The sequence below is a fragment of the Rhodococcus opacus B4 genome (assembly GCF_000010805.1).
In the GTDB taxonomy this organism is placed as follows: Bacteria; Actinomycetota; Actinomycetes; order Mycobacteriales; family Mycobacteriaceae; genus Rhodococcus_F; species Rhodococcus_F opacus_C.
This window is the reverse complement of sequence record NC_012522.1, coordinates 3,221,562-3,244,054: the sequence shown is the minus strand read 5'-3', so window position 1 is coordinate 3,244,054 and position 22,493 is coordinate 3,221,562. Positions and strand designations below refer to the sequence as shown.

Below are 22,493 nucleotides of genomic sequence, written 5' to 3'. Positions count from 1 at the left end.
AAGTTGATTGACTTGGGCAACTGAACAGATGAGTCGGGCCAGCTAGCAATGGATGAACAGTTCTGTGTAAACCGTTCTCGCACAGGGAGTTGTGATGCGGCCAAATGCATCGGACGTCGGTACGGTCGCGGCTCCTCTTTCCGAAGGATCACGAATGAACACTCTCGCCATGGCGTTGCTGCTGATCGCCAATGTCTCGATGTTTGGCGCCGGCTACTACTACGGCGTCAACTTCCTTCGCCGCCAGCACAATCTCTTGCTCGGGATCGAGTGGCTGGTGATCGCGCTGTCCGGTACGAACGTGCTGTTCCTAGCCGCCACCGGGATCGTGCACTCGAGTTTCAGCTATCACCTGATGGTGTTCTTCGACGCGTTCTCGCGCTCGTTCGGGATGACACTGATCATTGTGCTCGGGATGATGGCGGTGACCCACGGTTACCGGCCCTCGTGGGTGGTAGAGGCCGGTGCCGTCGCAGCGGCGGTCGCCGTGGGATTGAACCGCACACTCGACGTGCGTCCCGTCGAGTTGGGATGGGCGATCTTCTACCTCGTGCTGAATCTTGCGGTGGCACTGTTCATGTTCACGGTCGCATGTCGTTTGTGGCGGAACGGCGTGCGACGGCACGCGGTGGGAGTCTTCGTGGCGACGGCCCTCGGAGCGTTCGTGGCGGTGATCTACGATTTCTTCCCGATTCCGGGTGACGACGCGGATCACACGCTGTTCTACATTCTGGCGTTGTCGGTCTGGGCTCTCATGCTCGTGACCTACTACCACGGATACCGCACGCTCGGCGAGTGCACCCGGGGGGACTCCGGTGACGGCGCCGCGGCCGCGGAGTTATCCGGCGTGGTCAGTCCACAGCGATCAGATGCTTGACCAGACTGCCGGTGGCCGTGCACGGGCCGTCGACTTGTCTTCGCCGAGGGCCGCACTGGCGACCGTCCCGACTGGGCAAGGCGCGTTCGCATATCTCCCGATTCTGCTCGGATCTCCGAGGGTAGCGGTAGGCGCAGGAATCTATGACGATTTCCGTTCTTCGACAACCCAGGCAGCGACCTGTGCTCGCGACGTAAAACCGAGTTTGGTGAGTATGTGTTCGACATGTCCTTGGGCGGTGCGTTGTGAGATGACGAGGCGGGCCGCGATCGCTTTGTTGGTCAAGCCCTCGGCAATCAGTTCTGCGACCTGTTGTTCGCGTTTCGTCAAGTGGTGCGAACCTGGGGAGGGCGGCTTGTGGGGGCGCTCGCCTAGTGCGTAGGCCATTGCGGAATCGATATCCATGGCCCTACCGTGCTGCCGGCTCTCCTCGAAGGCGTGTGCGGTGAGCATCCGACGGGCGGACCGTTCGCACTCTTGGTGATAAATGAGCAGGTCCGGAATGTACACGGAGGGGCTTCCGGCAGCGCGACCGAGCGCTTCCGCGGCTCCCATCAGCGTGCTGGCTCTTCTGGGATCATTGGGTCCGGCAATCCAGGCGTAAACTTCGACGCAATTTGCGCAACCGACCGGATCGTCGGCGAGCCGGGCGAGTCGCAAACCCTGCTCGAGTAACTCACTCACGCGACTCTGAGCGCCCAGACGCCATTGCGCGACGGCCATGGCCCAAAATGCGTACGACCGATACACCGATTCACCGTGAGCCTCCGTGATCGCGAGAACCTCTTCGTAGCACTCGATCGCCCGGTGGGGTTTGTCGGCGAGTTGATAAGCCAATCCCAGAAACGTCAGAGACTCGATCTGCAACGCAAGCTCGTTCTCGGCTTGCGCAAACACAGGCTGTGCTCGATCCAGACTCGAGGCAGCCCGTGTGAGGTCGGCGGTGAATAGTCCGACGATGCCATCCGCGTGGTCGACAATTGCGTGCGCTATCGGGTCGGTGAGCTGGTCGGCGAGGGTGCGTGCTTGCTCGAGGAGGGCAGCACCTCTCCGGTGATCCTGTTGCTGTTCGGACATTACGCAGTCGGCGTACAGCGCCCGGATGTAGGTGATGGTCGGGCGTTGTGTCTGGAGTGAGAGGAATCGGTCGAGCCAACGCCGTACCTCGCTGAGCTGACCTCGCGTCCCCCAGAGCTGCAGCAAGGGTGTGGCGATCTGTAATCCGGCTTCGGCGTTGTTTTCGGCGAGGCAGAAGTCCATCGCGTCCCGCAGGTTGGGTTGATCACTGCTGAGTTGCGCGATCCATTGGAGCTGGCGGGGACTGATGAATTCGTCCTCGGCGGTGCGAGCCAGTTGTCGGTACCAGTCCCGGTGCCGCCGGCGCAGGTCGTGGTAGTCGTCGTTCTGCCGGCCCTTTTCTCGTCCGTACGCGCGGAGGGTCTCGAGCAGTCTGAAGCGGACCGTGCCGCCGTGTTCTTCGCGGATCAGGATCGACTTGTCGACGAGGGAGGCCACCGAGTCCAGCAGTTCGCCGGGCTGCAGCTTCTGCCCGCACACGTGTTCTGCGGCATCAAGTTCGAAGCTGCCGGTGAAGACCGAGAGTCGTTCCCACGTCCGTTGTTCGAGCGGGGTGCACAGGTCGTAGCTCCAGTCGACGCACAACCGAAGCGTCTGCTGGCGTGTGGGTGCGCCTCGGCTCCCGCGCGTCAACACCGCATAGCGGTCGGACAGCCGTAGCAGGATCTGCTCCGGCGACATCGCCCGCAACCGCGCCGCCGCCAGTTCGATGGGCAGGGGTAAACCGTCCAGCCGGTGACAGATCTGAGACACCGCAAGTTTGTTGGTATCGGTCAACGCGAAGGTCGAGACCGCGGCGGTGGCGCGCTCGGTGAACAGCGACACGGCCTCGTAGCGGGGCAGACCCTGCAGCGATGGCTCACGGTCGGGGTCGGGGACCGTCAGCGGGGGCACGCGTAGCGTCGCCTCGCCGGCGATGGCAAGGGGTTCGCGGCTGGTGGCAAGGATTCGCAGACTCTGGTTCTGCTGCAGCAGCACCGTCGCGAGGTCAGCGGCCGCGTCGACCACCTGCTCGCAGTTGTCCAAGATCAGCAAGAGCTTTCGCGACGACAGGAAGTCCAGCAGAATCTCGCGTAGCGACCGGTCGGTCTGATCCCGCAGGCCGAGGGTTGCGGCCGCCACGTCGATCAATCGAGTCGGGGTGTGGACCTCATCGAGTTGGACGAACCATGCGCCGTCGGCGAACTCGCGGCGAATGCTCGTTGCCAGTCGAAGTGCGAGGCGTGTCTTCCCGACTCCACCGATGCCGACCAGGGTCAGCAGGCGCGACGACGCCAGCAGAGTCTTCGCTTCGGTGAGTTCGTGTCTGCGACCGACGAAGCTGGACAATTCCAGTGGTAGGTTCCCCCTCTCGTGGCGGGAAGGGTTGGCGTGAAACCACTCATCGGATGCTGGTGCTGCGACCGGTGGGGACGCATGGAGCACACCGTCGTCTGCAGATATCCCGCGGCGGCATCGGATCTCGCGCAGATTCTCGCCCAATGCCAGGGCGGAGGGTTGCCGGTCCTCGGGGCGCCTCGACATAGCCTGCTCGATCACGGTAGCGACATCGTCTGCAATGCCGTGATCGCGTAGATCCGGTGCCGGTTCGTTGGTGATGCGGACAAATTGGGCGACCAATTGCTCGCCGCTGCGACGCTCGAATGCGGCGTGGCCGGTGAGTGCGCAGAACAGAGTGGCTCCGAGTCCGTAGATGTCGGAGACGGGAGTGGGGGTGGCGCCGCCGAGCACCTCGGGTGCTGTGAACGCGGGTGAACCGGTCACGATTCCGGTGGCGGTCTCGAAACCGCCGGTGATGTGCGCGATTCCGAAGTCCGTCAGCGCCGGCTCGCCGTAGTCGGTGAGGAGGATGTTCGCGGGTTTGACGTCACGGTGCACGATGCCCTGGCGGTGGGCGGTTGCTGAGGACGGCGATCGAAACTATGTGATGCGCATCACAGTTATGAAACTGATCTCAGTCTCAGGTTATGCTTCCCGGCATCTCGTGGGTGTGGCTACTTCCACCCAAACATTCTGCGAATGAATATCTTTGAGAAAGTTTTGAGGGAAACGAATGATGAAGAACTCCGTATCAGGTCTGCGCCGTGGCGCCCGTATTGCAGGCCTGGGTGCTGCTGCGGCTGTTGCACTCGGTTTGATGTCTACTGGTGCGGCGGGCGCGGATACTTTCATCCCGCTGCCTGATGGTTCGAAGACCGGTCCGAATGTGACGGTGACGCGTACCGCGGAGAGCGCTCTGTCGTCGCCGTCGTTGGCTGCCAATGGCGCCGGTCGGGTGGCGTGGGTGTCGGGCACGGTGACGGCTGACGTCACCGGGCTCGAGGAGGTCGCCGAGGTTCCGGTCGCGAACGCCACGACGAACAATGCGGGTACCTACAACGGTACGAATGCGACGACCACACATGGTGTTTCGCGGGTGTCGACGGGGTACATCGTGGGTTGCCAGGTGGACATCACCGGTCTGTCGGCGTCGCCGTCGTTCGCGGCGGATCTGTCTTCGCTGTCGCCGGGCCTAGGGCTGTCGGTTCCGCTGAACTCGGGTGAGGTCAAGTACGTACCGATCGCGGCGAAGGACATCACGAAGGACGGCGTGTACGCGTTGCAGTACCAGGACGCGGAGCTGCAGGTGCAGAAGTGCGGTGGATTTGCGCAGGCTCGGTCGTACTCGGTCGTGGAGATCGTGGGTAACGACTACTCGAAGACCGTTCTGTACGGTGCGCCGTTCAGTATCGGCTGATTTCTTCTGTCTTTCGCTGTTCTTCCACCCACATTCTCGCGTGTGCGAGGTTTCTATCCCTGAGAGGGAACAATGATCATCAACCGTAAGAACGGTGTGCGTCTGGCTGCGGTCGGTGCCGTTGCTGCCGCGACCATGGGCTTGTGCTCCGTCGGTGCGGCGAATGCCGATACGTACGTTCCGCTGCCCGGTGGCAGCATCACGCAGACCCTCGCCGATGGCACTGTGGTGACGGTGAACCTGACGGACGAGAGTGCGAACATTTCGCCGTCGATGGGTTCGACGCCGTTGCACCGCAACGTCTGGGTCTCGGGCAGGGCGTCCGTCGCGCTCGAGGGTGACGGCGTGCAGACCGCGTTCATCTATCCTGGCTACGTTCTGGCGTGCCAGATCGACTTCGGTGCGGGTGTCGACGCACAGGGTGGGGCCTCGATGTCATGGGCCGATATCGAGACCGGGACCGTTGGGAACCCACTTTCCGGGGGGACGAGCGGCGGAATCACTCTCGGTCCCGGTCAGGCGATTCCGGTCGACATCCTCGACCAGGAATATGCCGATCCCTACGGCGCGGAGGCGCATTGGGGTGGCAACTACTTCGAGGGCCCTACCGGTTCGGTCTCGTGGAGCGACTCCACTCTCGGCGTGAGCGGGTGCGCCGGCTACGCCCAGGCCCGCGCCTTCGTTAACGTCGAGGTCGAGACCGAGAATGTCTCCAGCACGGTCACCTTGTGGGGTCAGCCCTTCAGTATCGGCTAGGTGCATCACGCCGACGCGCCGCAGCCGGACTGCATACCCTTCGACATTGTCCAGGATCGGGTCGCCCTCCGAGGTCAGGATCGGGGCAGGCGGCAGCCGCGCGCGTTTCGGCGGGCGCGGGTGCGCGAGGTGTTCGGCCGCCCGGTCTCCCGGCCGACGCATCGCTCGCAGAACCAGGTGACGTCCGCTGTGCTCCGCATCGGAGAACTCTGACCACGACGCAAGGGTGAACGTCCGGTCGATTGCGGGGTAGGCGAGCTCTTGGGTCGCGGGGCCGTCCGGGTCGGCCGCGCGTGGGCGTCGAGCAGTCTTCCAGTGCTGCCGGGTACGGGTTTCTCGTGGGCAGGCGGTAATCCAGCGGCATGGCCGTCCAGCCGGATCGGGCGGCGATCGGGCGGTGCAGTTCGTCGGCCCCGTCGAGGGTTCCCAGTAGGAAACCGCCGCCGTGCAGCTATACGAGGGATGGACGTCGCCCGACCGTGCGGTACAGACGAGTCTGGATCGCGCCCACACGGTGGGGTTCGATCAGTTGATCGATTTTGGTCGAGCGCAGGATCGGCTCGGTCGGCGGAGCCGCGTTCGAAGTGTACTGGTTTGCTCCATCCCCAGTGCAAAGACCGTTTCTGGCACGTGGGTGATCCTGTGAACTAGGGCTATGGCGTCGTCGTCGAGCGGATCCCATGTAGGCCGAACAGCCCGTCGTGGCGATGATTTTGATCAAAAGCCTTGATCGAATGATCAACTGGGCTTACGGTATGAGCCGGATCACCAGTTGATTTGGCGCCGCATACGGCCGGCCCAATTTCGAAGGAACGCAACTTTTCATGACGACGAACGAGCCCACGAGTCTCAGTCCCGATGTCACCACAGAAGCCGTGGTCGGACCTGGCCGAACGCCTCGATCGCGCCCACCAGACCGTCGAGGCACAACATCAGCAAAGGCCGCCCTCGCATGACGATCACCGATCTCCACACCACTGCAGAGCCGACCCCCACCGCCCCCGTGACTTTCGGTGCGCCGCCGTCCCCCGGCCAACTCGCCCACCGGGCAGCGTTGACCCAACTGCGCAATGCCACTGATCTCCTCGGGCTCGACGAGGGACTCCATCAGCTACTCGCCACACCCCGCCGGTCTCTGACTGTGGCCGTGCCCCTGCGTCGGGATACCGGAACCACCGAGATCTACACCGGGTACCGTGTCCAGCACAACCTCACCCGCGGCCCCGGCAAGGGCGGCGTCCGATTCCACCCCGCCAGTGACATCGAGGAGGTCACCGCGCTCGCGATGTGGATGACCTGGAAGTGCGCCCTCCTCGGCCTACCTTATGGCGGGGCCAAGGGCGGCATCGCGGTAGATACCAGTGTCCTGAGCATGGCGGAAAAGGAACGACTCACCCGCCGATACACCCAGGAGATCCTGCCGTTCATCGGTCCCGACAAGGACATTCCCGCTCCCGATGTCAATACCGACGAAACCACCATGGCCTGGATGATGGATACCTACTCCGTCAGTGCCGGCTACTCTGTCCACGGGGCGACCACCGGTAAACCCCTGGCCGTCGGTGGGTCGAACGGCCGGGCCGGTGCCACCTCCCGTGGGGTGGTCCTCGCTGCGCTGGAGGCGATGCGGCAGAAGGGGATCGACCCGGTCGGTGCGGCGGTGGCCATTCAGGGATTCGGTAAGGTCGGTGCCCATGCAGCGCAGTTCTTCGCAGACGAAGGCTGCCGGGTGGTGGCGGTCTCGGACGTGACCGGCGGCTGCTACCGCGAATCCGGGCTCGAGATCGCAGCGATCCAGGAGTGGGTGGGTCGCGGCCGAACCCTCGACACTTACGATGGCGCCGACCAGATCTCCAACGCGGAACTGTTCGCGCTCGATGTGGATGTCCTCGTCCCCGCGGCCATGGACGGTGTGCTGACCGGGCAGAACGCCGACACCGTTCGCGCGCGACTGATCGTCGAGGGTGCGAACGGGCCGACCTCACCCGATGCCGACACGATCTTCGCCGGCAAGGGCATCACCGTCGTTCCGGACATCCTCGCCAACGCGGGCGGTGTCGTCGTCTCCTATTTGGAATGGGTACAGAACCTGCAGGCCTTCTCCTGGAGCAGCGAGGAAGTCAACCGCAAGCTTGTAACCCTGATGCGCACCGCATCCCGCTCGGTGTGGGCTCTCGCCGGCGACAAGAGAATTCCACTTCGGTTGGCAGCCCATGTCTTGGGTGTCGGCAAGGTCGCCGAGGCACACCGGGTCCGCGGCCTGTACCCGTAGGTGGGGAGACACGCAGTGGTGGGGTGGGTCCGATCGGTACACCGAACTCACCCCACAGGCGACGATGAGTCCGGGTGGACTCATCGTTGCGGCTTTCAAATGACGATCGGCATCGGAAACTGTTGTGCTGCAGATGTATCGAGATCGGATTGTAACGGATTCGGCCAGATCGCCGACTTCGCGGGATGAAACTCTCACGAATTGCCTGGCTCGCCTTGTCGGTAATTGCCTCATGTGGCGCTGTGCGCCTTCGGTGTGCGTACCAAAGGCCTCAGTCGACGGTTCAGACGTCATGGTACTTAAAGGTGATTTCTAGCAATAAGTTTGGTCCACGGTGCTGCCGCGACCGATCATCCCTGCGGACGGACGCTGGGGGCGTGCCACTTAAGGATCAGCCTCTTTGCGGAGGTCTTGTTCGATTCGATCGCTTATCTGGCGAGCAATGCTCCTGTAACAGTCACGGTGTGTTCACGGTGGATCGTCGGGATCCGCCCACGGGCCCGAGCCGAACCGTCGGCAGGCGGAGCTACCTCGGCGATCCCGACCGGTCGCGCCGTCGCCATTGACACCCAGAGGGAACCCGGCAATACTGATCAAATGATTTAATCTTTTGATTAAGCCGTTCCGAGGCGGTCGCCATCTTGAACAACTCCGACAACGGCCTCAGATCGTCCCTCTGGGCCGGCGACCTGAGTCACGCACACCGACTGTCCCGACAGATCCAGGCCACGCATGGTCTGGGTCAACTGCTACGAGGATTGCGGTACCGCGGTGCCCTTCGGGGGTCAGAAGGCGCCGACCGCAGCGTGCACGGGCTGGAGAAGTACACCCACTGACGACCACATGGATCAACATCGAAGGAGCATCATGAGCACGACGCAGCACCACGACGCCTTCCAGGCCCGGCTCGACGAGATGAGCACGGCCATGGACGCCCAGGACCTCGACACGCTGCTGGCCTACTACGACGATGCTCTCGTCTTCATCGAGAACGGCAAGGAGATGGACAAGGCCGGCCTCGAGGACTTCGTGCGAGAGATGTGGACCGGCGAGTCTGCATTCTCGGTGAAATTCGTGGGCATGCACACCTGCGATGACGTCCTTGCAGCCACGTTGAAGCCTCGGCGGCTGCTGTGGGGCCGTCGGGCGAGAACGTCACGATTCACTGGCCGATGTTCGTCACCTACACGTTCGATCTCTCCACGCTGAAGGTCGTGCGGGAGGTCACCTTCACCGACGAACCGGCAGTGGCCGAGAAGTTCGCCGCAGTTGGCCGCCTGAGCCCGGCCCGCAACCCCGTGGCGTAGGTCCGTCGACTCACCACAGAGGAGTTGAGACGGCGTCCCGGTCGGTCTCCTGAGAATGAAGAGGAACGCATGACGCAGCAGGACATCTCGGTGCTCGGCCTCGGGCACATGGGCGCCACACTTGCCCACCTCTTTCTGGAGAGTGGGTTCACCACGACGGTCTGGAACCGCTCGGTGGAGAGGGCCGCCCCACTGGTGGCAGCAGGCGCCACCGCGGCACCGGACCCCGCTGCTGCGGTGGGCGATGCCGCCGTGGCGGTGATCTGCCTGGACCGGTACGAGCACGCCCAGGCGCTACTCGAGCAGGCAGAAGTCGCAGGCACGCTGTCCGGGCATGTCATCGTGAATCTCACCTGGGGCACGCCAGACGAGGCTCGCACCATGAGTCGCTGGGTCGGGGAGCGCGGTGGGCGCTACCTGGATGGGAACATCTACGACTACCCGACGAACCTGGGGCCGGATTCCGCGGGGCTGTCGTACGCCGGCGACCGCTCGGTGTTCGATGCCCACCGGCATCTCTTGGCGGCGCTCGGCCGCCCGCGTTACGACGGCGCTGATCCCGCCCTGCCGAACATCCTCGGCTCGTCGGGTGGCATCGCCCACCACGTGGCGGTGGCCGGGTTCTACGAGGCCGCGGCCTATGCCGCCCACTACGGGGTCAGTCCCGCCATCTTCCTGGAGTTCCACGAACGGCTTGGGGCGCCGTTGACCTCGCACGCCTGCCAGGTCGCCGTCGAGCACCTGCAGAGCGGTGACTTCACCAGCAACCAGGCCGCGCTGCGGACCCACTTCGACTCGATGGTCGTGAACTGCGCGGACATGCGGCGGATCGGGCAGCCCGCGATCATGCTGGGTGCGTTCCACGACGTCCTCGCGAACGTTGTCGAGGCGAAGGGCGACATGGCGCTCGCTGCGGTCTACGAGGACCTCAGCCGCCCCGAAACCTAACCGCACTTCCCGACGTGGAAGAGGGTCTTGAACCGGCGGGCTCATCCAGCCCAAAATCGTTCAACAGATTAAGTCGCATGATCAGGCGCATTAGATCAGAAGTCCAGCACCACTCTCGTGGTGTTCTCGCCTGAGTCTCGACGAATGGAGATGCGCAATGACGACTCGCGAAATTCGTGAGCTTCCGGTCTTCTCGGAGTTGGATGACCCTGGGTGGGGTCGCGACTTCTCGTGGATCACCGACGACCTGTTCCAACGGGAGTACCAGGGACCGATGCAGACGTCCCGGGGAGGCCTTGTCGTCTACCGCAACGCCGACATTGCCGCGCTCGTCAAGAGCCGGGACGTGTCCCACCAGTCGGCTGCAGCTGCTCTCGCCGGCATCGGGGAGTTCGAGCCGCCACTCGCGGCGCTCAGCGAATTCTTTCGAAACTCGACATTCACGATGTGGCCGCCCCAGCACACGCCGAACAAGCGACTCATCGCGGCACCGCTTGCACCGGCAGCCATCTCGCCTTTCGCCGATCGCTTCGCACAGATGGTGCGGGCTCGGATCGAGTGGGCGCTCGAGGCGGGAGCAATCGACTTCCTGACGGAGTTCGCCCAGCCGCTCGTCGCTGAATTCTGGTCGCACGCTCTAGACATCCCGCTCGACCAGTGCGAGCGTCTGATCAAGGCTGCACACGACATCGTCGAATCCTTCTTGCTGGCCCCGACTCCCGACGTCCTGCGAACCGCTGATGCGGGCGCGCGCGAATACGTTGACACGCTGTCCTCGGCGCTTCGACGCACGGCGGAACGCGGCACGTCCACGCTTGTGGACAAGCTGGTGGCCGACTATGAGGCCATGGAGGCCGGGCCTGCCAAGCCGGCCGATCCGTTCTACGCGTTCTCCCTGGCGCTCCTGGATGGCTTCAACACCTTGGCGCCGGGATAGGGTCGCTGGTGCACACCCTGCTCGACGCGGGTGTCGACCTGGCGAAGCAGGAGGGCGACATTGCGAGCGTTGCGCGGCTGGGATTCCTCGAGGCGACGCGTCTGCACCCCCCCGGTTGCGATGACGATGCGCGAGGCGGTGAACGACTTTGTCCTGGGTGATGTCGCAGTCCCGAAGGGTTCGGCCATCCTCGTGCTCTGGCTGTTCGGAAATCGCGATCCGGAGTTCTTCCCGGACCCGGACCGATTTGTTCTCGAGCGTGAGAACAGGATGCGGCAGTACACCTTCGCGGGTGGCGCGTACGCGTGTGCGGGCCGCAACATCGTCCAGATGCTGGGCGAAGTCGTTCTTTCCGAACTCTCCAAAGCGGCGGTGTCCATTGACCGGAACGGTCCCGCCGTCTGGGGCGAAGGTTCGATGATCCACGAACTCGATGCGCTGCCGTTGCGCTTCACGCGCGCAGTCGTGGACGCCGGTGTGCTTGCCGCAGGAAGGGAGTCGAGCTGATGTGGATGCGTGTGGCCCAGAAGCGGGCGGAGACCGCGGACGTGGTTTCCCTGGTGTTGGAACGCGAGGATGGCAGCGAAGTGCCGTGTTGGACTCCTGGAGCGCATGTCGACATCTGTGTTGCTGACTTCGTGCGTCAGTACTCCCTTTGCTCGGTTCCCGCGCAGCGCCAGGCCTGGCGACTCGGCGTTCTGGGTCAGGCTGCTGGGCGGGGTGGCTCAGTGGCCGTGTCGGGATTGAACGAGGGTGACGTGGTCGAGGTGAGCGAGCCGCGCAACCACTTCGAGTTCCTCGAGTCCCGGCGCTATCTCTTCGTCGCCGGTGGCATCGGCATAACTCCTATCCTCCCGATGGTTCAAGCCGCCCACGACGCAGGGGCCGAATGGCGCCTGGTGTACGGCGGGCGATCACGTGCGACCATGGCGTTCACGGAGGAACTGGCCGCGTACGGTGATCGCGTGACCCTAATCTCCGAAGATGAGGAGGGGTTGATCGACCTGAAGGCAACCCTGGCCCGGAGTGATGACGAGACGCGGATCTACGCCTGTGGTCCCGAGCCGATGCTCGACGCCCTGGAGGTGGCGATGGATCGCGGTGTCCCGGGTGTGCTGCATCTCGAGAGGTTCTCTCCGAAGACTCTCGCGGACGTCCCTGAGGACGAACCGTTCGAGGTCGAGTTCGTGACGAGCGGGATCAGCCGTACCGTCCCGGTCGGTCGATCGATCCTCGAGATCGCGGTGGAAGAAGGGCTGGACGTCTTCTCTTCGTGCGAAGAGGGAACATGCGGTACCTGTGTGACCTCGATCCTGAGTGGGTGTGCCGATCATCGGGACTCGCTCCTGACCAAGGCGGAACAGGACCGCCATGACGTCATGTGCATCTGTGTCTCGCGCGCTCAGCCGAACTCAGGTCCGCTCTGCCTCGACCTGTAACCGACGCGGGCGCAGACCGGACGTGATCCGGTCACCCGACGACTGAACAGTTCTCGACCCGAAGGCGGCCCGGTGCATACTGCTACACAGCTCGAAAAATCTCACTTCGCCGTCACGCTCAATGGCGAGGATTCCGATGTAGACCAGTTGTTCCCCGCGTGGCGAGCTCACGACCGGTTCGCGATCGTTGTGGCGGAGCCTTTCGGGGCGCTGGGCGCGAGCCTGATGATCCAAGCCGCCATCGCTCTGCACTTCGATGCAGTGCCGACTCGTCGCGATGGCGTTCCGGTCTATCCCGAGATCTACGCGATCCATGTGGGGGGACGCTTCGGCGACCTTAGTCCCTTCGACTTTTGGCCCACCAGGAAGGAGGTCTTCATTGATAATGATCCGCTGGCCGTCCTCACTGCCATCAACGACCGAGCCATCACCCGCCTCGCCGTGCCCGACGCGATTGCGACCTCGGTCGACTTCTCGAGCCTGATCTCCGCCGGATGGTCAGAGCGCAATTCTGCGCTGGAGCGAGTCACCAGCGCGTTCGCCTATTCCCCTATGGGCCGAGTCGGGAGTTCGGATGTCACCGTCACCGGACTCGATCCGGTCACGGAGGTGAACCCGTACTTCACGCTGGACCCGCAGGCCAGTCTTGACACCTTCGGCGGACTGACGTCGCAGGACTTCGGTCAATTGTGGGACGGCGCCGAGTTTGACACCCAGGTCTGGCTGCAGGTCGTCGCTGCTCGGCTTGCCGAGCAGCCGGCACAAGTACGCGAGTGTGCCGTCGAGAGCCGTCGGGCACTGATGGCCGACGGACTCGTCACCGAGTCCTACCGTCGGGTGAGCCCGGCCGCAGCGCTCGGCATGTTGGTGCGCTGATTGGTGGTAAGGCCGGTTTCGAAGGCGGTGCGGAACCGCCGACAGACGTCGCTGACCGCCTGGCGGCCCTTGGTCAATGTCTCGACCTCGGTGAAGAAAGCCGTGGATGAACCGCCCTGGGCGAGGCGGAGGCTTGATGGCGTTCGTCGACCACGGACACGACGGGACGGGACGGCGAGCCTGTCGCAGCGTTGCTCCGTCCCGGCAACGCAGGATCGAGTACCGAGGCCCGACACATCGAGATAACCGGAAAAGTGTTGGCGCAGTGCCTGTTCACCACCGGATCCAGACCCCCGGCAAGAGATTGATTCGTACCGACGGTGCCAGGGCGAGCCACGAACTTCTGAACTCCCGCACAAACAGAGGGTCACCGTCGCCACGCGTGGTCATATGCTGTCGATGCCGACGAGGAGGTCCGCGATGGTGCCTGGGTCATCGATGCCACCGGCATCGTCGACCTCACCGGCCGGCCGGCGAGGATGCGGCTCATCATCCGCAAGGAGAGGCCGGACCCGGGAGCTCAGTTGCGGTTCAGCGGCACCGACGGACTCCGGTTGACGGCTTTCGCGACCAATAGCGTTCGGGGTCAGGTCCACGATCTCGAACTTCGCCATCGTCGCTGTGCCCGCTGCGAAGACCGCATCCGTGTCGCGAAAGACACCGGACTGTCGAACCTGCCGCTACACGGTTTCGATCAGAACCGGATCTGGTTGGCGATCGTGCGACTCGCCCTCGACCTGACGGCCTGCACACAGATGCTCGGATTCACCGACCATGATGCCCGATGGGAACCGAAACGGCTACGGCTACCGGTCTTTCCGATCGCAGGCCGCATTGCTACCCACGCCCGCCGAACCCACCTTCGACTGTCGAAGCAAGCACCATGGTCGAACGTGATCATCGACGCCTTGAGCCGATTGGCGGCACTTCCCGCTCCAGTCTGATCGGTCACCAGCCGACCACCGAACGAAAGGGCCTCCCGGACCGTGGACCCGGATCGCCAGCCGACGACATCGGCGACCCGACCGCGCCCCGGGGTACCGATAGGCTCGGAAAAACCTAAATCTCCAACCGATCAGGCAAGTCGGTCGGTAGGAAGGAAGATCGAGGAAAACTCGGCGTGTCGGCCAGGTCCAGTTCAACCGACTTGTTGAACTCCAGGTAGGGGCATGGTCGGCAGCAATGATTCTTTAGGCGGTAGCCGGGGTCGCGACCGGTACTGCCGATCCGATTGGTCAGGGCGGCCGAGACCATCAGGTCGAGTAATGCCGTCTTGGTTGACCCAGGCTCCAGGTTGGCCGTTGGTGCTGAGGGAGAACCGCCATACCCTTGGGCCAACTAATGACCAAGTCAACAGATCCAGTATCCGGTAGGCTGATGGCCACCGGGATCTGATGGAGAACGAGGAGCGACGATGGCACGTTTGCCTGCCGGGCAACGCCGAGAGGACTACATCACCGCTGCGGTGCAGATTATTGCCGAACGCGGTGTGCATGGTGCGACCACCCGCCGCATCGCGGAACGTGCGCAGGCCCCGCTTGCGAGCTTGCACTACTGCTTCCATACGAAAGAAGAGCTGTTTCTCGCCATCTACGAGGATATGGCCGCGACACAGTTACGTGAAGGTTTTCACGTACGCAAAGGCTCAGGGCTGGGCCGGGCAGCCTCGGGGCTTCTGCGTCAGATCCAAGCATGGGTCGAGAAGGATGACACATACGCGCAGGCCCAGTTGGAACTATTCTTCTGGGTCCTCAGGCAAGACAGTGACTTGGCCAAGCGGGTGTATCAACTCTATCTCGACATGCTCGAAGGCTTATTGCGTCAGGGATTGCGGCCCGACGATGACGTCAACTTGGTCGAGGTCCTGGCTCGAGCGCTCGCCTCGGTGGCAGATGGTCTGATTCCGCAATGGCTGACCTACAAGGATGCGGTCATGCGTGGCACAACAGTCGATGTGATCGCCGAATCCCTGGAACGCCTCGCCGACGCGCACCGGATCCCACAGGCGACGGCAGCCAGCTGAAAGACCCGGCAAGAAGACGTCATTGTGCGATGCTCCCGCTTGCCTTCCCGCTTGCCTTCCCGATTGTGGATCGCGGGTCGTGGATTGCGAGGGCCGGCTCGGCCGGTCAGTGCGCCTATTCGCCTCGGATGGGGCGGGTGTGGTGGAGGCCGGTGCCGTCGCAGCGGCGGTCGCGGTGGGATTGAATCGCACACTCGACGTGCGTCCCGTCGAGTTGGGATGGGCGATCTTCTATCTCGTGCTGAATCTTGCGGTGGCGCTGTTCATGTTCACGGTTGCAGTTCGTTTGTGGCGGAACGGCGTGCGACGGCACGCGGTGGGAGTCTTCGTGGCGACGGCCCTCGGAGCGTTCGTGGCGGTGATCTACGATTTCTTCCCGATTCCGGGTGACGACGCGGATCACACGCTGTTCTACATTCTGGCGTTGTCGGTCTGGGCTCTCATGCTCGTGACCTACTACCACGGATATCGTGCCCTCGGCGAGCGCACCCGAGGCGCCTCGAGCGACGGTTTCGCGCTCGCGGCGGCGGAGGGTTCCGGCGCCGTCAGCGAGAGCCGTACCGTCCGACGTGTGTGATGCGACGAAAGGGTGTGACGGCATGGTGCCGCCCGCAGGCGAGGGAAGAGGGGGGCTCCCCGGCCGCGGGCGGCGTGGCCCTCCAGCCGAGGGGTGACCGGTCAGGGGGCCTCGCTGGTCCGTGGGGCCGCCGGGCCCGCGGAGCAGCGTAGGTGTCGGGTACCCGCTCTGTGTGGGTCTATTCACCGCGGGGAGCATAGATTCACCCGGGGCAATCCTCGAAAACGACTGGGTGAGTGTCCAGTTGAAGCGGAAACCTGGAGGGCCTGCTGACCGAACCGACCGGACGGTTATCTCGTCGTATTTCGGTCCACACACGGGTAGAACGCAAGTCCGCCATCAGCGGGGGCGGTCGGCGATATCCTGGGGTACATCGTCGAGAGGTGGGCAGTGTGGCATGCGTCGACCGTGTTTCGAACGGGACGAATCGATGTAGTCGATGACTGACGTCGATCCGTTCGCCACCCAACGCGACGTGTCCGGTTCGGTCACGGCGGAGTTGGCGGTGGCCGGATTCGAGGACGCGCAGGAGATCGGCCGCGGCGGATTCGGGATCGTGTACCGGTGTACTCAGATTGCGCTCGACCGCACCGTGGCGGTGAAGGTCCTCACCGCCGACCTCGACGAGGAGAATCGGGCCCGGTTCCTGCGGGAGCAGCGTGCGGCGGGCCGGCTGACCGGACACCCGAACATCGTCAATGTTCTCCACGCCGGCGTCACCGAGAACGGCCGGCCGTTCATCGTGATGCCGTACCAGGCGCAGGGTTCGCTCGACGAACGGATCCGCCGCCACGGGCCGCTTCCGCTGGACGAGGCGCTGCGTCTCGGGGTGAAGATGGCCGGCGCCCTGGAGACCGCCCACCGCCTCGGAATCCTCCACCGCGACGTCAAACCGGGCAACATCCTGATCACCGATTACGGTGAGCCCGCACTCACCGATTTCGGTATCGCCCATATCGCCGGCGGGTTCGAGACCAGCGAGGGCATCGTGACGGGGTCGCCGGCGTTCACCGCTCCCGAGGTCGTGGCGGGCGATCCCCCGACTCCTGCCGCCGACGTCTACGGGCTCGGCGCCGCCCTGTTCGCGGCGCTCACCGGTCACGCGGCGTTCGAACGCCGTAGCGGTGAACAGTTGGTGGCGCAGTTCCTGCGGATCGCGTCCGAGCCGGTTCCGAACCCTCGCGAGCACGGCGTACCCGAGGACGTCAGCGCGGTTGTCGAACGCGCCATGTCGTCCGAACCCGGGGCCCGCCCGTCCGCCGTGGAACTGGGCAGACAACTGCGTGAGGCGCAACTGCATCACGGTTTCCCGGTCGACGAGATGGCCATGCATGCGGAACCTATTGCAGTGCAAAGCGGATCGTCCGCCGTCGGGCAAGGTGCGCAAGGCAGGCCCGGCTGGTCACCGGCCGACTCGGGCCGGACGGGTGGACTTCCGCTGGAGCTGACCAGCTTCGTCGACCGTCGCACGGAACTCGCGGAGGCGACGAATTTGCTGTCGACGTCGCGGCTGGTGACGCTGACCGGGATCGGCGGGGTGGGCAAGACCCGGCTCGCCATTCGTGCTGCCACCAAAGTGCAGCGGAACTTCGCGGACGGTGTGACGCTGGTCGAACTGGGTGAGCTGCGCGATGATTCGCTGCTGCCGGGGGTCGTGGCCGCTGCGCTGGGGGTGCGCGACCAGTCGGCGCGATCCGCCCACGACGTTCTGGTGGAGTACCTCGCCCCGCGCGACCTGCTACTTGTGCTGGACAACTGCGAGCAGGTGGTGGCGGCGGCCGCGAAGCTCGCCGAAATCCTGCTTCGCGCGTGCCCGCAGGTGCGGATTCTCGCGACCAGTCGAGAGCCGCTCGGGATCGGCGGCGAAACGGCCCTCCTGATCCCCCCACTACCGGTCCCGGATCCCGATCACCTCCCGAAGGGTCTTCCCCGCAACGACGCGGTCACGCTGTTCGTCGAACGAGGTGCCGCCGCGGTCCCCGGGTTCGAGCTGACCGAGGACAACAAGGTCGCCATCGCCCGGATCTGCCAGCGGCTGGACGGGTTGCCGTTGCCGATCGAGTTGGCGGCCGCCCGGCTTCGGGCCATGACGCCCGACCAGATACTGCGGCGGCTGACCGACCGCTACCTGCTTCTCACTCGCGGCAGCAGGGACGCGCCGTCGCGACAGCAGACGTTGCGGATGTGCATCGACTGGAGTTACGACCTGTGCACCCCCGCGGAACGACGGATGTGGGCGCAACTGTCCGTGTTTGCAGGCAGTTTCGAACTCGAGGCCGCTGAACAGGTGTGCGGCTGTGACGAGGCGGAGGACCTGCTCGACACAGTGACCTTCCTCGTCGACAAGTCGATTCTGACACGCGAAGAATCGGGTCCCGCGGTGCGGTTCCGTATGCTCGAGACGTTGCGTGCCTATGGGCGAGAAAAGGCGGAGGAGAGTGGGGAGTACACGGAACTTCGCCGTCGGCACCGCGACTGGTGTGAGCGCCTGGCGCTCGAGGCCGATGCCGAATGGATCAGTTCCCGGCAGCTCCCGTTGATCGCCCAACTGGGGCGGGAGCAACCGAATATCCGTGAAGCGCTGGAGTTCTGCGTGTCCGACAGCCCCGACATCGGACTGCGCATCGCCGCCGCTCTATACCCGTTCTGGCTGTCCCGGGGGTTGTTCGGCGAGGGGCGGAGATGGCTCGGTCGCCTCCTCGATCGCAAGCCCCCCGAACCGGCGAGCGATCGCGCCAAGGCGCTCTACGCCGCCACGGTGCTGGCCGGAGTGCAGGGCGACATCCCGGTCTCGGACGCCCTGGCGGGTGAGGCGCAGGCGCTCGCCGATCGGACGACCGACCCGATGGTGCGTGCACATGTCGACCACACGGTCGGATACGCGGCACTGTTCGGTGGGCGTCTCCCCGACGCACGGGCACGGCTCGAACTGGCCGCCGAGGCGTTCGGGGGCCGCAACGACGTCTACGAGGTCGCCGCCATCGTGGGCCTCGGTATGACGCACGACCTCTTGAACGACACGGTTCGAGCCATCGAAAGCCACGAACGCGTCCTCGCGATCACCGAGGCGCAAGGTGAATCGGTCTATCGGTCGTATTCGTTGTGGGCGCTGGCCGTCGCCGTGTGGCGGCTCGGGGAGAGGGCGCGCGCCGCGCGCCTCCTGGGGCAGGCACTCCAAGTCGACCGCCGGGTGAACGACCGGCTCAATGCCAGTGTCTGCCTGCAGGCCCTCGCGTGGATCGCTGCCGAGGAACAGAACATGGAGCGGTCGGTCGTGTTGCTGGGTGCCGCCGAGACGCTCGCCCGGTCGGTGGGCAGTTCGACGGTGCTGGTGCCCGGCCTGAGCGTGTACCAGGACGAGTGCGAACGGCTGACCCGGGGCGCGATGACCGAGCAGGCATTCGCCGCCGCCCACCGAAAGGGCGAGGCGTTCGGTTTCGACGCAGCCGTCGCCTACGCGCTCGGCGAGCAGGTCTCGGCCGCGTCGACGTCCGCCGGTCCGTCCCCCAAACCGACGAAGCGGGAGCGTGAAGTTGCCGCCCTCATCGCCGAGGGGCTGACCAACAAGGAGATCGCAGCCCGACTCGTCATCTCGCCCCGCACCGCGCAGGGGCACGTGGAGCACCTCCTGACGAAACTGGGATTCAACTCGCGCGCACAGATCGCGGCGTGGGTCGTGGAATCACAGAGCGAGGGTTCCTGAGCTGCCGTTGCCGGGTGGGTGTTCGGCGTCGAAATATCATGCGGTGAGGGTGATGTCCACGGTGTGGATACCGCTGGTGGTGGGCTTCACCGATGCCGCGCCGGTGCCGATGGGTGAGAGGGCGCGCACGGTCCAGTCGCCCGGTGCAACGAAGAAACGGAAATCTCCGGCGCCGGAGGCGACGATCTCGGCAGTGAACGTGCCTGTGCCGTCGAGAAGTCGAACGAAGGCGCCGCCGACAGGTTGTCCGTCACCCGTGACGACCTTGCCGCTGATGGCGGTTTCCCTGTCGAGGTCGACCCCGGCGGGGATGGTGTGGGTGTGCGTTGGTGCTGCGCTCATGTGCTTGTTCCCGCGGTTCGCTACTTGCCCAGTTCGATGGGTACACCGACGAGCGAGCCGTACTCGGTCCAGCTGCCGTCGTAGTTCTTGACATTCTTGTGGCCGAGCAGTTCCTTGAGCACGAACCAGGTGTGGCTGGAGCGTTCCCCGATCCGGCAGTAGGCGATGGTGTCCCGGGATCCGTCGAGGCCGGCTTCGCCGTAGATCGCGGCGAGTTCCTCGTCGGACTTGAAGGTGCCGTCCTCGTTCGCCGCCTTGCTCCACGGAACGTTGAGCGCGCCCGGGATGTGGCCGGGACGCTGGCTCTGCTCCTGCGGCAGGTGCGCCGGCGCGAGGATCTTGCCCGTGAACTCGTCCGGCGATCGGACGTCGACGAGGTTCAGCACACCGATCGCGTCGACGGCCTCGTCGCGGAACGCGCGGATCGACAGGTCCGGCTCGGCCGCCCGGTAGGTGGTGGACGGGCGAGTGACCGCGTTCTTCGAGAGGGGTCGGCCCTCGAGTTCCCACTTCTTGCGGCCGCCGTCGAGCAGTTTGACGTTGTCGTGACCGTAGAGCTTGAAGTACCAGTAGGCGTACGCGGCGAACCAGTTGTTGTTGCCTCCGTAGAGGACGACCTCGTCGTCGTTGGCGACGCCGCGTGCCGACAGCAGATCGGAGAACTGCTCACGGTCGAGGAAGTCGCGGCGGACCCCGTCTTGCAGATCCTTCTTCCAGTCGAGTTTGATGGCGCCCTCGATGTGGGCGCCGTCGTAGGCGGACGTGTCTTCGTCGACTTCGACGAACACAATGTTGGGCGCGTTCACGTTCTGCTGAGCCCAGTCGGTGGAGACCAGGACGTCGGAGCGAGCCATGTTCTTTCCTTCACTGTGAACTTTCCGGGGTGCTGCGCTGTGGGTCGGGTGGGTGGATGCGGTCGGTCGGAATCGGGCGACGAGCGGATAGATCTGGCAGCCGAGGCAGATGCCGAAGGCCGCGTTGAGGAACGCCGCGAACAGTGCGAAGCCGGTGAAAACGGCACCGACGACCGGTGCGCTCAGCGCGAATCCGAGCAGCCCCGCCGCTGCGAAGACGAAGCCGACCAGCTGGGCGAAGCGCAGGGGCGCGGTGGGTTCACGCTCGCTCGGCGGTGCGATGTGTGGGGCGACCAGCTTTCCGAAGATCCGGCCGTAGGGGCTGCGCCGCGGTCCGACGGCAGCGCTGACGGCGAACACGACGGTCTGGACAGCCAGGATCACACCGGCGGTGACAGTCGAGACGGATGCTGCGAGCAGGACGGCAACGAGAACCGTCGTGGTGATCCAGGCGGCGAACCGGGGACCGCGGACATCGACCTGGTCGATGGCGGCTGCCGTGGCGGTGATGGGTGTTGTTGCTGGTGTGGTGGACATTGACTGTGCTCCACGAAATGTGTCGGATGGCCGAGGGAATGCGATGGAACGCGATCGAGTCGATCACCGAAAGGGCGGGAAGTCAGCAATTGGCCGCAGGACGATTCGGAAAATGACGCAGAACGGCGGTCAGCGACGCCAGAGACAACAGCAACCGCCGACGCGGCACAGGTCGACTGTGCGGCGACGAGTGAGCAGCAGCTCGCGGCGGGTCTGCACCCGCCAAAGTCTACGCGCAGCACCCTGCACTGAAGACGGACAATTCCGGTCTCCACGAACTGCGTCAGGGCTCTGCGCGTCTTACGGAATCAGGATGAACTTCCCCGCGGGGTGGGATTTCGCGAGTTCGATGTGGGCCTGCGCGGCATCAACCAGGGCAAACGTCTTGGCGATGGTGACCGTCAGGCGTCCGGCGCCGGCTTGCTCGACCAGAACGTCGCGAGCCTTCAGCCGGGCTTCGGCGCTTGCCGGGTTCCCTCCGCCGACGGACGCGAAGCCGTCGGCTTGCGCACGACCGAAGGCGGCGATCGTCACGATCCGGGTCTTGTCCTCGACCACCGCCAGCGACACGTCGACGGCCTCGTCGGTTCCGGCGGTGTCGAGTGCCGCATCGATGCCCTGGGATGCGGCCTCGCGCACTCGCTCCTCGAGGCCGTCTCCGTAGAGGACGGGAGTTGCTCCGAGGTTTCGGACGTAGTCCTGATTCGCCGCTCCCGAGGTACCGATGACCGTCGCGCCGCGGGCGACGGCGAGTTGCACGGCGAGGGCACCGACGCCACCGGAGGCGCCGTGAATCAGGATGGTGTCGCCGGAACCGGCCCGGATGGTGTCCAGGGCATCCACCGCGGTGCCGCCCGCCAACAGCAGACCGGCGGCCTGCTCCCAGCCGAGGCCGGCCGGTTTGCGGGTGATTGCGGAGACGGGCACGACCACTTGTTCGGCGTAGAGGCCGGTGCCGGGGCTGACGATCACCTCGTCGCCCTCCGCGACCTCGGTGACTCCTGGCCCGACGGCCGCGACCACGCCGGCGGCCTCGCCGCCGACCTTGACAGGCAGCTTCTCGGGATCGTCCCCGAAGGCACCGCTGTAAAGCTTGTAGTCGATGGGGTTCACGCCGATCGCCTTGACGTCGACGAGCACCTCTCCCGATGCGGGTGGCGGAACCTCCACGTCGACCACGGCCAGGGCGTCGGATGTTCCGTATGATTGCGCGACAACAGATTTGGTCATG

General features: G+C 64.7%; 18 protein-coding genes and 4 pseudogenes. 16 read left to right on the top strand and 6 right to left on the bottom strand.

Annotated features, from left to right (window positions below; all coding sequences use genetic code 11):
* Window positions 1–154 precede the first annotated feature (154 nt).
* Complete coding sequence (locus ROP_RS14940) at window positions 155–877, top strand: hypothetical protein (protein ID WP_012690220.1); 723 nt, start codon at window positions 155–157, stop codon at window positions 875–877.
* A 141-nt stretch (window positions 878–1,018) separates the two neighbouring features.
* Here ROP_RS14940 and ROP_RS14935 read toward each other — a convergent pair.
* Window positions 1,019–3,850, bottom strand: a pseudogene (locus ROP_RS14935) (protein kinase domain-containing protein); the annotation flags it as partial.
* Between the two features lie 157 nt (window positions 3,851–4,007).
* Between ROP_RS14935 and ROP_RS14930 the strand changes: the two are divergent.
* Both ROP_RS14930 and ROP_RS14925 read left to right on the top strand, forming a co-directional pair.
* The gene (locus tag ROP_RS14930) at window positions 4,008–4,691 is read left to right on the top strand and encodes an MspA family porin (RefSeq protein ID WP_012690218.1); all 684 of its coding nucleotides are present in this window, start codon (window positions 4,008–4,010) and stop codon (window positions 4,689–4,691) included.
* A 72-nt stretch (window positions 4,692–4,763) separates the two neighbouring features.
* Complete coding sequence (locus ROP_RS14925; protein ID WP_012690217.1) at window positions 4,764–5,447, top strand: MspA family porin; 684 nt, start codon at window positions 4,764–4,766, stop codon at window positions 5,445–5,447.
* On the opposite strand, the gene ROP_RS45255 is transcribed toward ROP_RS14925, so the two are convergent.
* The gene (locus tag ROP_RS45255) at window positions 5,434–5,838 is read right to left on the bottom strand and encodes a hypothetical protein (RefSeq protein WP_419789313.1); all 405 of its coding nucleotides are present in this window, start codon (window positions 5,836–5,838) and stop codon (window positions 5,434–5,436) included. The two genes, ROP_RS14925 and ROP_RS45255, sit on opposite strands and share 14 nt — an antisense overlap.
* A gap of 561 nt (window positions 5,839–6,399) precedes the next feature.
* On the opposite strand from ROP_RS45255, the gene ROP_RS14915 reads away from it, so the two are divergent.
* From ROP_RS14915 to ROP_RS14865, 13 genes and pseudogenes are all read left to right on the top strand, one after another.
* The gene (locus tag ROP_RS14915) at window positions 6,400–7,719 is read left to right on the top strand and encodes a Glu/Leu/Phe/Val family dehydrogenase (RefSeq protein WP_012690216.1); all 1,320 of its coding nucleotides are present in this window, start codon (window positions 6,400–6,402) and stop codon (window positions 7,717–7,719) included.
* A 635-nt stretch (window positions 7,720–8,354) separates the two neighbouring features.
* Window positions 8,355–8,555, top strand: a pseudogene (locus ROP_RS45250) (aldehyde dehydrogenase PuuC); the annotation flags it as partial.
* A gap of 31 nt (window positions 8,556–8,586) precedes the next feature.
* Complete coding sequence (locus ROP_RS14910; RefSeq protein ID WP_012690215.1) at window positions 8,587–8,928, top strand: nuclear transport factor 2 family protein; 342 nt, start codon at window positions 8,587–8,589, stop codon at window positions 8,926–8,928.
* Window positions 8,892–9,026: a hypothetical protein gene (locus ROP_RS44810; RefSeq protein ID WP_269454444.1), complete on the top strand. Its 135-nt coding sequence runs from the start codon at window positions 8,892–8,894 to the stop codon at window positions 9,024–9,026. The genes ROP_RS14910 and ROP_RS44810 overlap by 37 nt, the downstream gene beginning before the upstream one ends.
* 24 nt (window positions 9,027–9,050) lie before the next feature.
* Window positions 9,051–9,974 (top strand): NAD(P)-binding domain-containing protein, encoded by a 924-nt coding sequence (locus ROP_RS40410; protein WP_331457976.1) that lies wholly within the window; start codon window positions 9,051–9,053, stop codon window positions 9,972–9,974.
* 274 nt (window positions 9,975–10,248) lie between these two features.
* Window positions 10,249–10,911: a hypothetical protein gene (locus tag ROP_RS14900; RefSeq protein ID WP_148222473.1), complete on the top strand. Its 663-nt coding sequence runs from the start codon at window positions 10,249–10,251 to the stop codon at window positions 10,909–10,911.
* A gap of 120 nt (window positions 10,912–11,031) precedes the next feature.
* Entirely contained in the window at window positions 11,032–11,418 is a 387-nt protein-coding gene (locus ROP_RS14895; RefSeq protein WP_043824779.1) for a cytochrome P450, read from the top strand.
* A complete protein-coding gene (locus ROP_RS14890) occupies window positions 11,418–12,350 on the top strand; it encodes a PDR/VanB family oxidoreductase (RefSeq protein WP_012690210.1) in 933 nt (310 codons plus the stop codon). Before ROP_RS14895 ends, ROP_RS14890 begins: the two co-directional genes overlap by 1 nt.
* Window positions 12,351–12,422: 72 nt before the next feature.
* Window positions 12,423–13,226: a hypothetical protein gene (locus ROP_RS14885; protein WP_012690209.1), complete on the top strand. Its 804-nt coding sequence runs from the start codon at window positions 12,423–12,425 to the stop codon at window positions 13,224–13,226.
* 133 nt (window positions 13,227–13,359) lie between these two features.
* Window positions 13,360–14,170: pseudogene (locus ROP_RS42565) on the top strand (transposase); the annotation flags it as partial.
* 470 nt (window positions 14,171–14,640) lie between these two features.
* On the top strand, window positions 14,641–15,249 hold the full coding sequence (locus ROP_RS14875) for a TetR/AcrR family transcriptional regulator (protein ID WP_012690207.1): 609 nt from the start codon (window positions 14,641–14,643) through the stop codon (window positions 15,247–15,249).
* Window positions 15,250–15,388: 139 nt separating this feature from the next.
* Entirely contained in the window at window positions 15,389–15,826 is a 438-nt protein-coding gene (locus tag ROP_RS40405) for a hypothetical protein (protein ID WP_012690206.1), read from the top strand.
* Window positions 15,827–16,265: 439 nt separating this feature from the next.
* A complete protein-coding gene (locus ROP_RS14865; RefSeq protein ID WP_012690205.1) occupies window positions 16,266–19,529 on the top strand; it encodes a protein kinase domain-containing protein in 3,264 nt (1,087 codons plus the stop codon).
* Between the two features lie 36 nt (window positions 19,530–19,565).
* Here ROP_RS14865 and ROP_RS14860 read toward each other — a convergent pair whose 3' ends face one another.
* From ROP_RS14860 to ROP_RS14850, 4 genes and pseudogenes are all read right to left on the bottom strand, one after another.
* Window positions 19,566–19,871: a DUF1416 domain-containing protein gene (locus ROP_RS14860; RefSeq protein ID WP_012690204.1), complete on the bottom strand. Its 306-nt coding sequence runs from the start codon at window positions 19,869–19,871 to the stop codon at window positions 19,566–19,568.
* A 20-nt stretch (window positions 19,872–19,891) separates the two neighbouring features.
* Window positions 19,892–20,725 carry a sulfurtransferase gene (locus ROP_RS44120; protein ID WP_043826567.1) on the bottom strand — a complete coding sequence of 278 codons (834 nt, stop codon included), beginning with the start codon at window positions 20,723–20,725 and terminating at the stop codon, window positions 19,892–19,894.
* Window positions 20,726–20,809: 84 nt separating this feature from the next.
* Window positions 20,810–21,262: pseudogene (locus ROP_RS44115) on the bottom strand (DUF4395 domain-containing protein); the annotation flags it as partial.
* A gap of 300 nt (window positions 21,263–21,562) precedes the next feature.
* On the bottom strand, window positions 21,563–22,492 hold the full coding sequence (locus ROP_RS14850) for an NADP-dependent oxidoreductase (protein ID WP_012690202.1): 930 nt from the start codon (window positions 22,490–22,492) through the stop codon (window positions 21,563–21,565).
* Between the last annotated feature and the right edge of the window lies 1 nt (window position 22,493).

What these genes read in the sequence shown, in the direction of transcription:
- ROP_RS14940 (WP_012690220.1), top strand. Translation starts at nt 155, where the DNA reads ATGAACACTCTCGCCATGGCGTTGCTGCTGATCGCCAATGTCTCGATG.
- ROP_RS14930 (WP_012690218.1), top strand. Translation starts at nt 4,008, where the DNA reads ATGATGAAGAACTCCGTATCAGGTCTGCGCCGTGGCGCCCGTATTGCA.
- ROP_RS14925 (WP_012690217.1), top strand. Translation starts at nt 4,764, where the DNA reads ATGATCATCAACCGTAAGAACGGTGTGCGTCTGGCTGCGGTCGGTGCC.
- ROP_RS14915 (WP_012690216.1), top strand. Translation starts at nt 6,400, where the DNA reads ATGACGATCACCGATCTCCACACCACTGCAGAGCCGACCCCCACCGCC.
- ROP_RS14910 (WP_012690215.1), top strand. Translation starts at nt 8,587, where the DNA reads ATGAGCACGACGCAGCACCACGACGCCTTCCAGGCCCGGCTCGACGAG.
- ROP_RS44810 (WP_269454444.1), top strand. Translation starts at nt 8,892, where the DNA reads ATGTTCGTCACCTACACGTTCGATCTCTCCACGCTGAAGGTCGTGCGG.
- ROP_RS14900 (WP_148222473.1), top strand. Translation starts at nt 10,249, where the DNA reads ATGCAGACGTCCCGGGGAGGCCTTGTCGTCTACCGCAACGCCGACATT.
- ROP_RS14895 (WP_043824779.1), top strand. Translation starts at nt 11,032, where the DNA reads ATGACGATGCGCGAGGCGGTGAACGACTTTGTCCTGGGTGATGTCGCA.
- ROP_RS14890 (WP_012690210.1), top strand. Translation starts at nt 11,418, where the DNA reads ATGTGGATGCGTGTGGCCCAGAAGCGGGCGGAGACCGCGGACGTGGTT.
- ROP_RS14875 (WP_012690207.1), top strand. Translation starts at nt 14,641, where the DNA reads ATGGCACGTTTGCCTGCCGGGCAACGCCGAGAGGACTACATCACCGCT.
- ROP_RS14865 (WP_012690205.1), top strand. Translation starts at nt 16,266, where the DNA reads ATGACTGACGTCGATCCGTTCGCCACCCAACGCGACGTGTCCGGTTCG.
- ROP_RS14860 (WP_012690204.1), bottom strand. Translation starts at nt 19,871, where the DNA reads ATGAGCGCAGCACCAACGCACACCCACACCATCCCCGCCGGGGTCGAC.
- ROP_RS44120 (WP_043826567.1), bottom strand. Translation starts at nt 20,725, where the DNA reads ATGGCTCGCTCCGACGTCCTGGTCTCCACCGACTGGGCTCAGCAGAAC.
- ROP_RS14850 (WP_012690202.1), bottom strand. Translation starts at nt 22,492, where the DNA reads ATGACCAAATCTGTTGTCGCGCAATCATACGGAACATCCGACGCCCTG.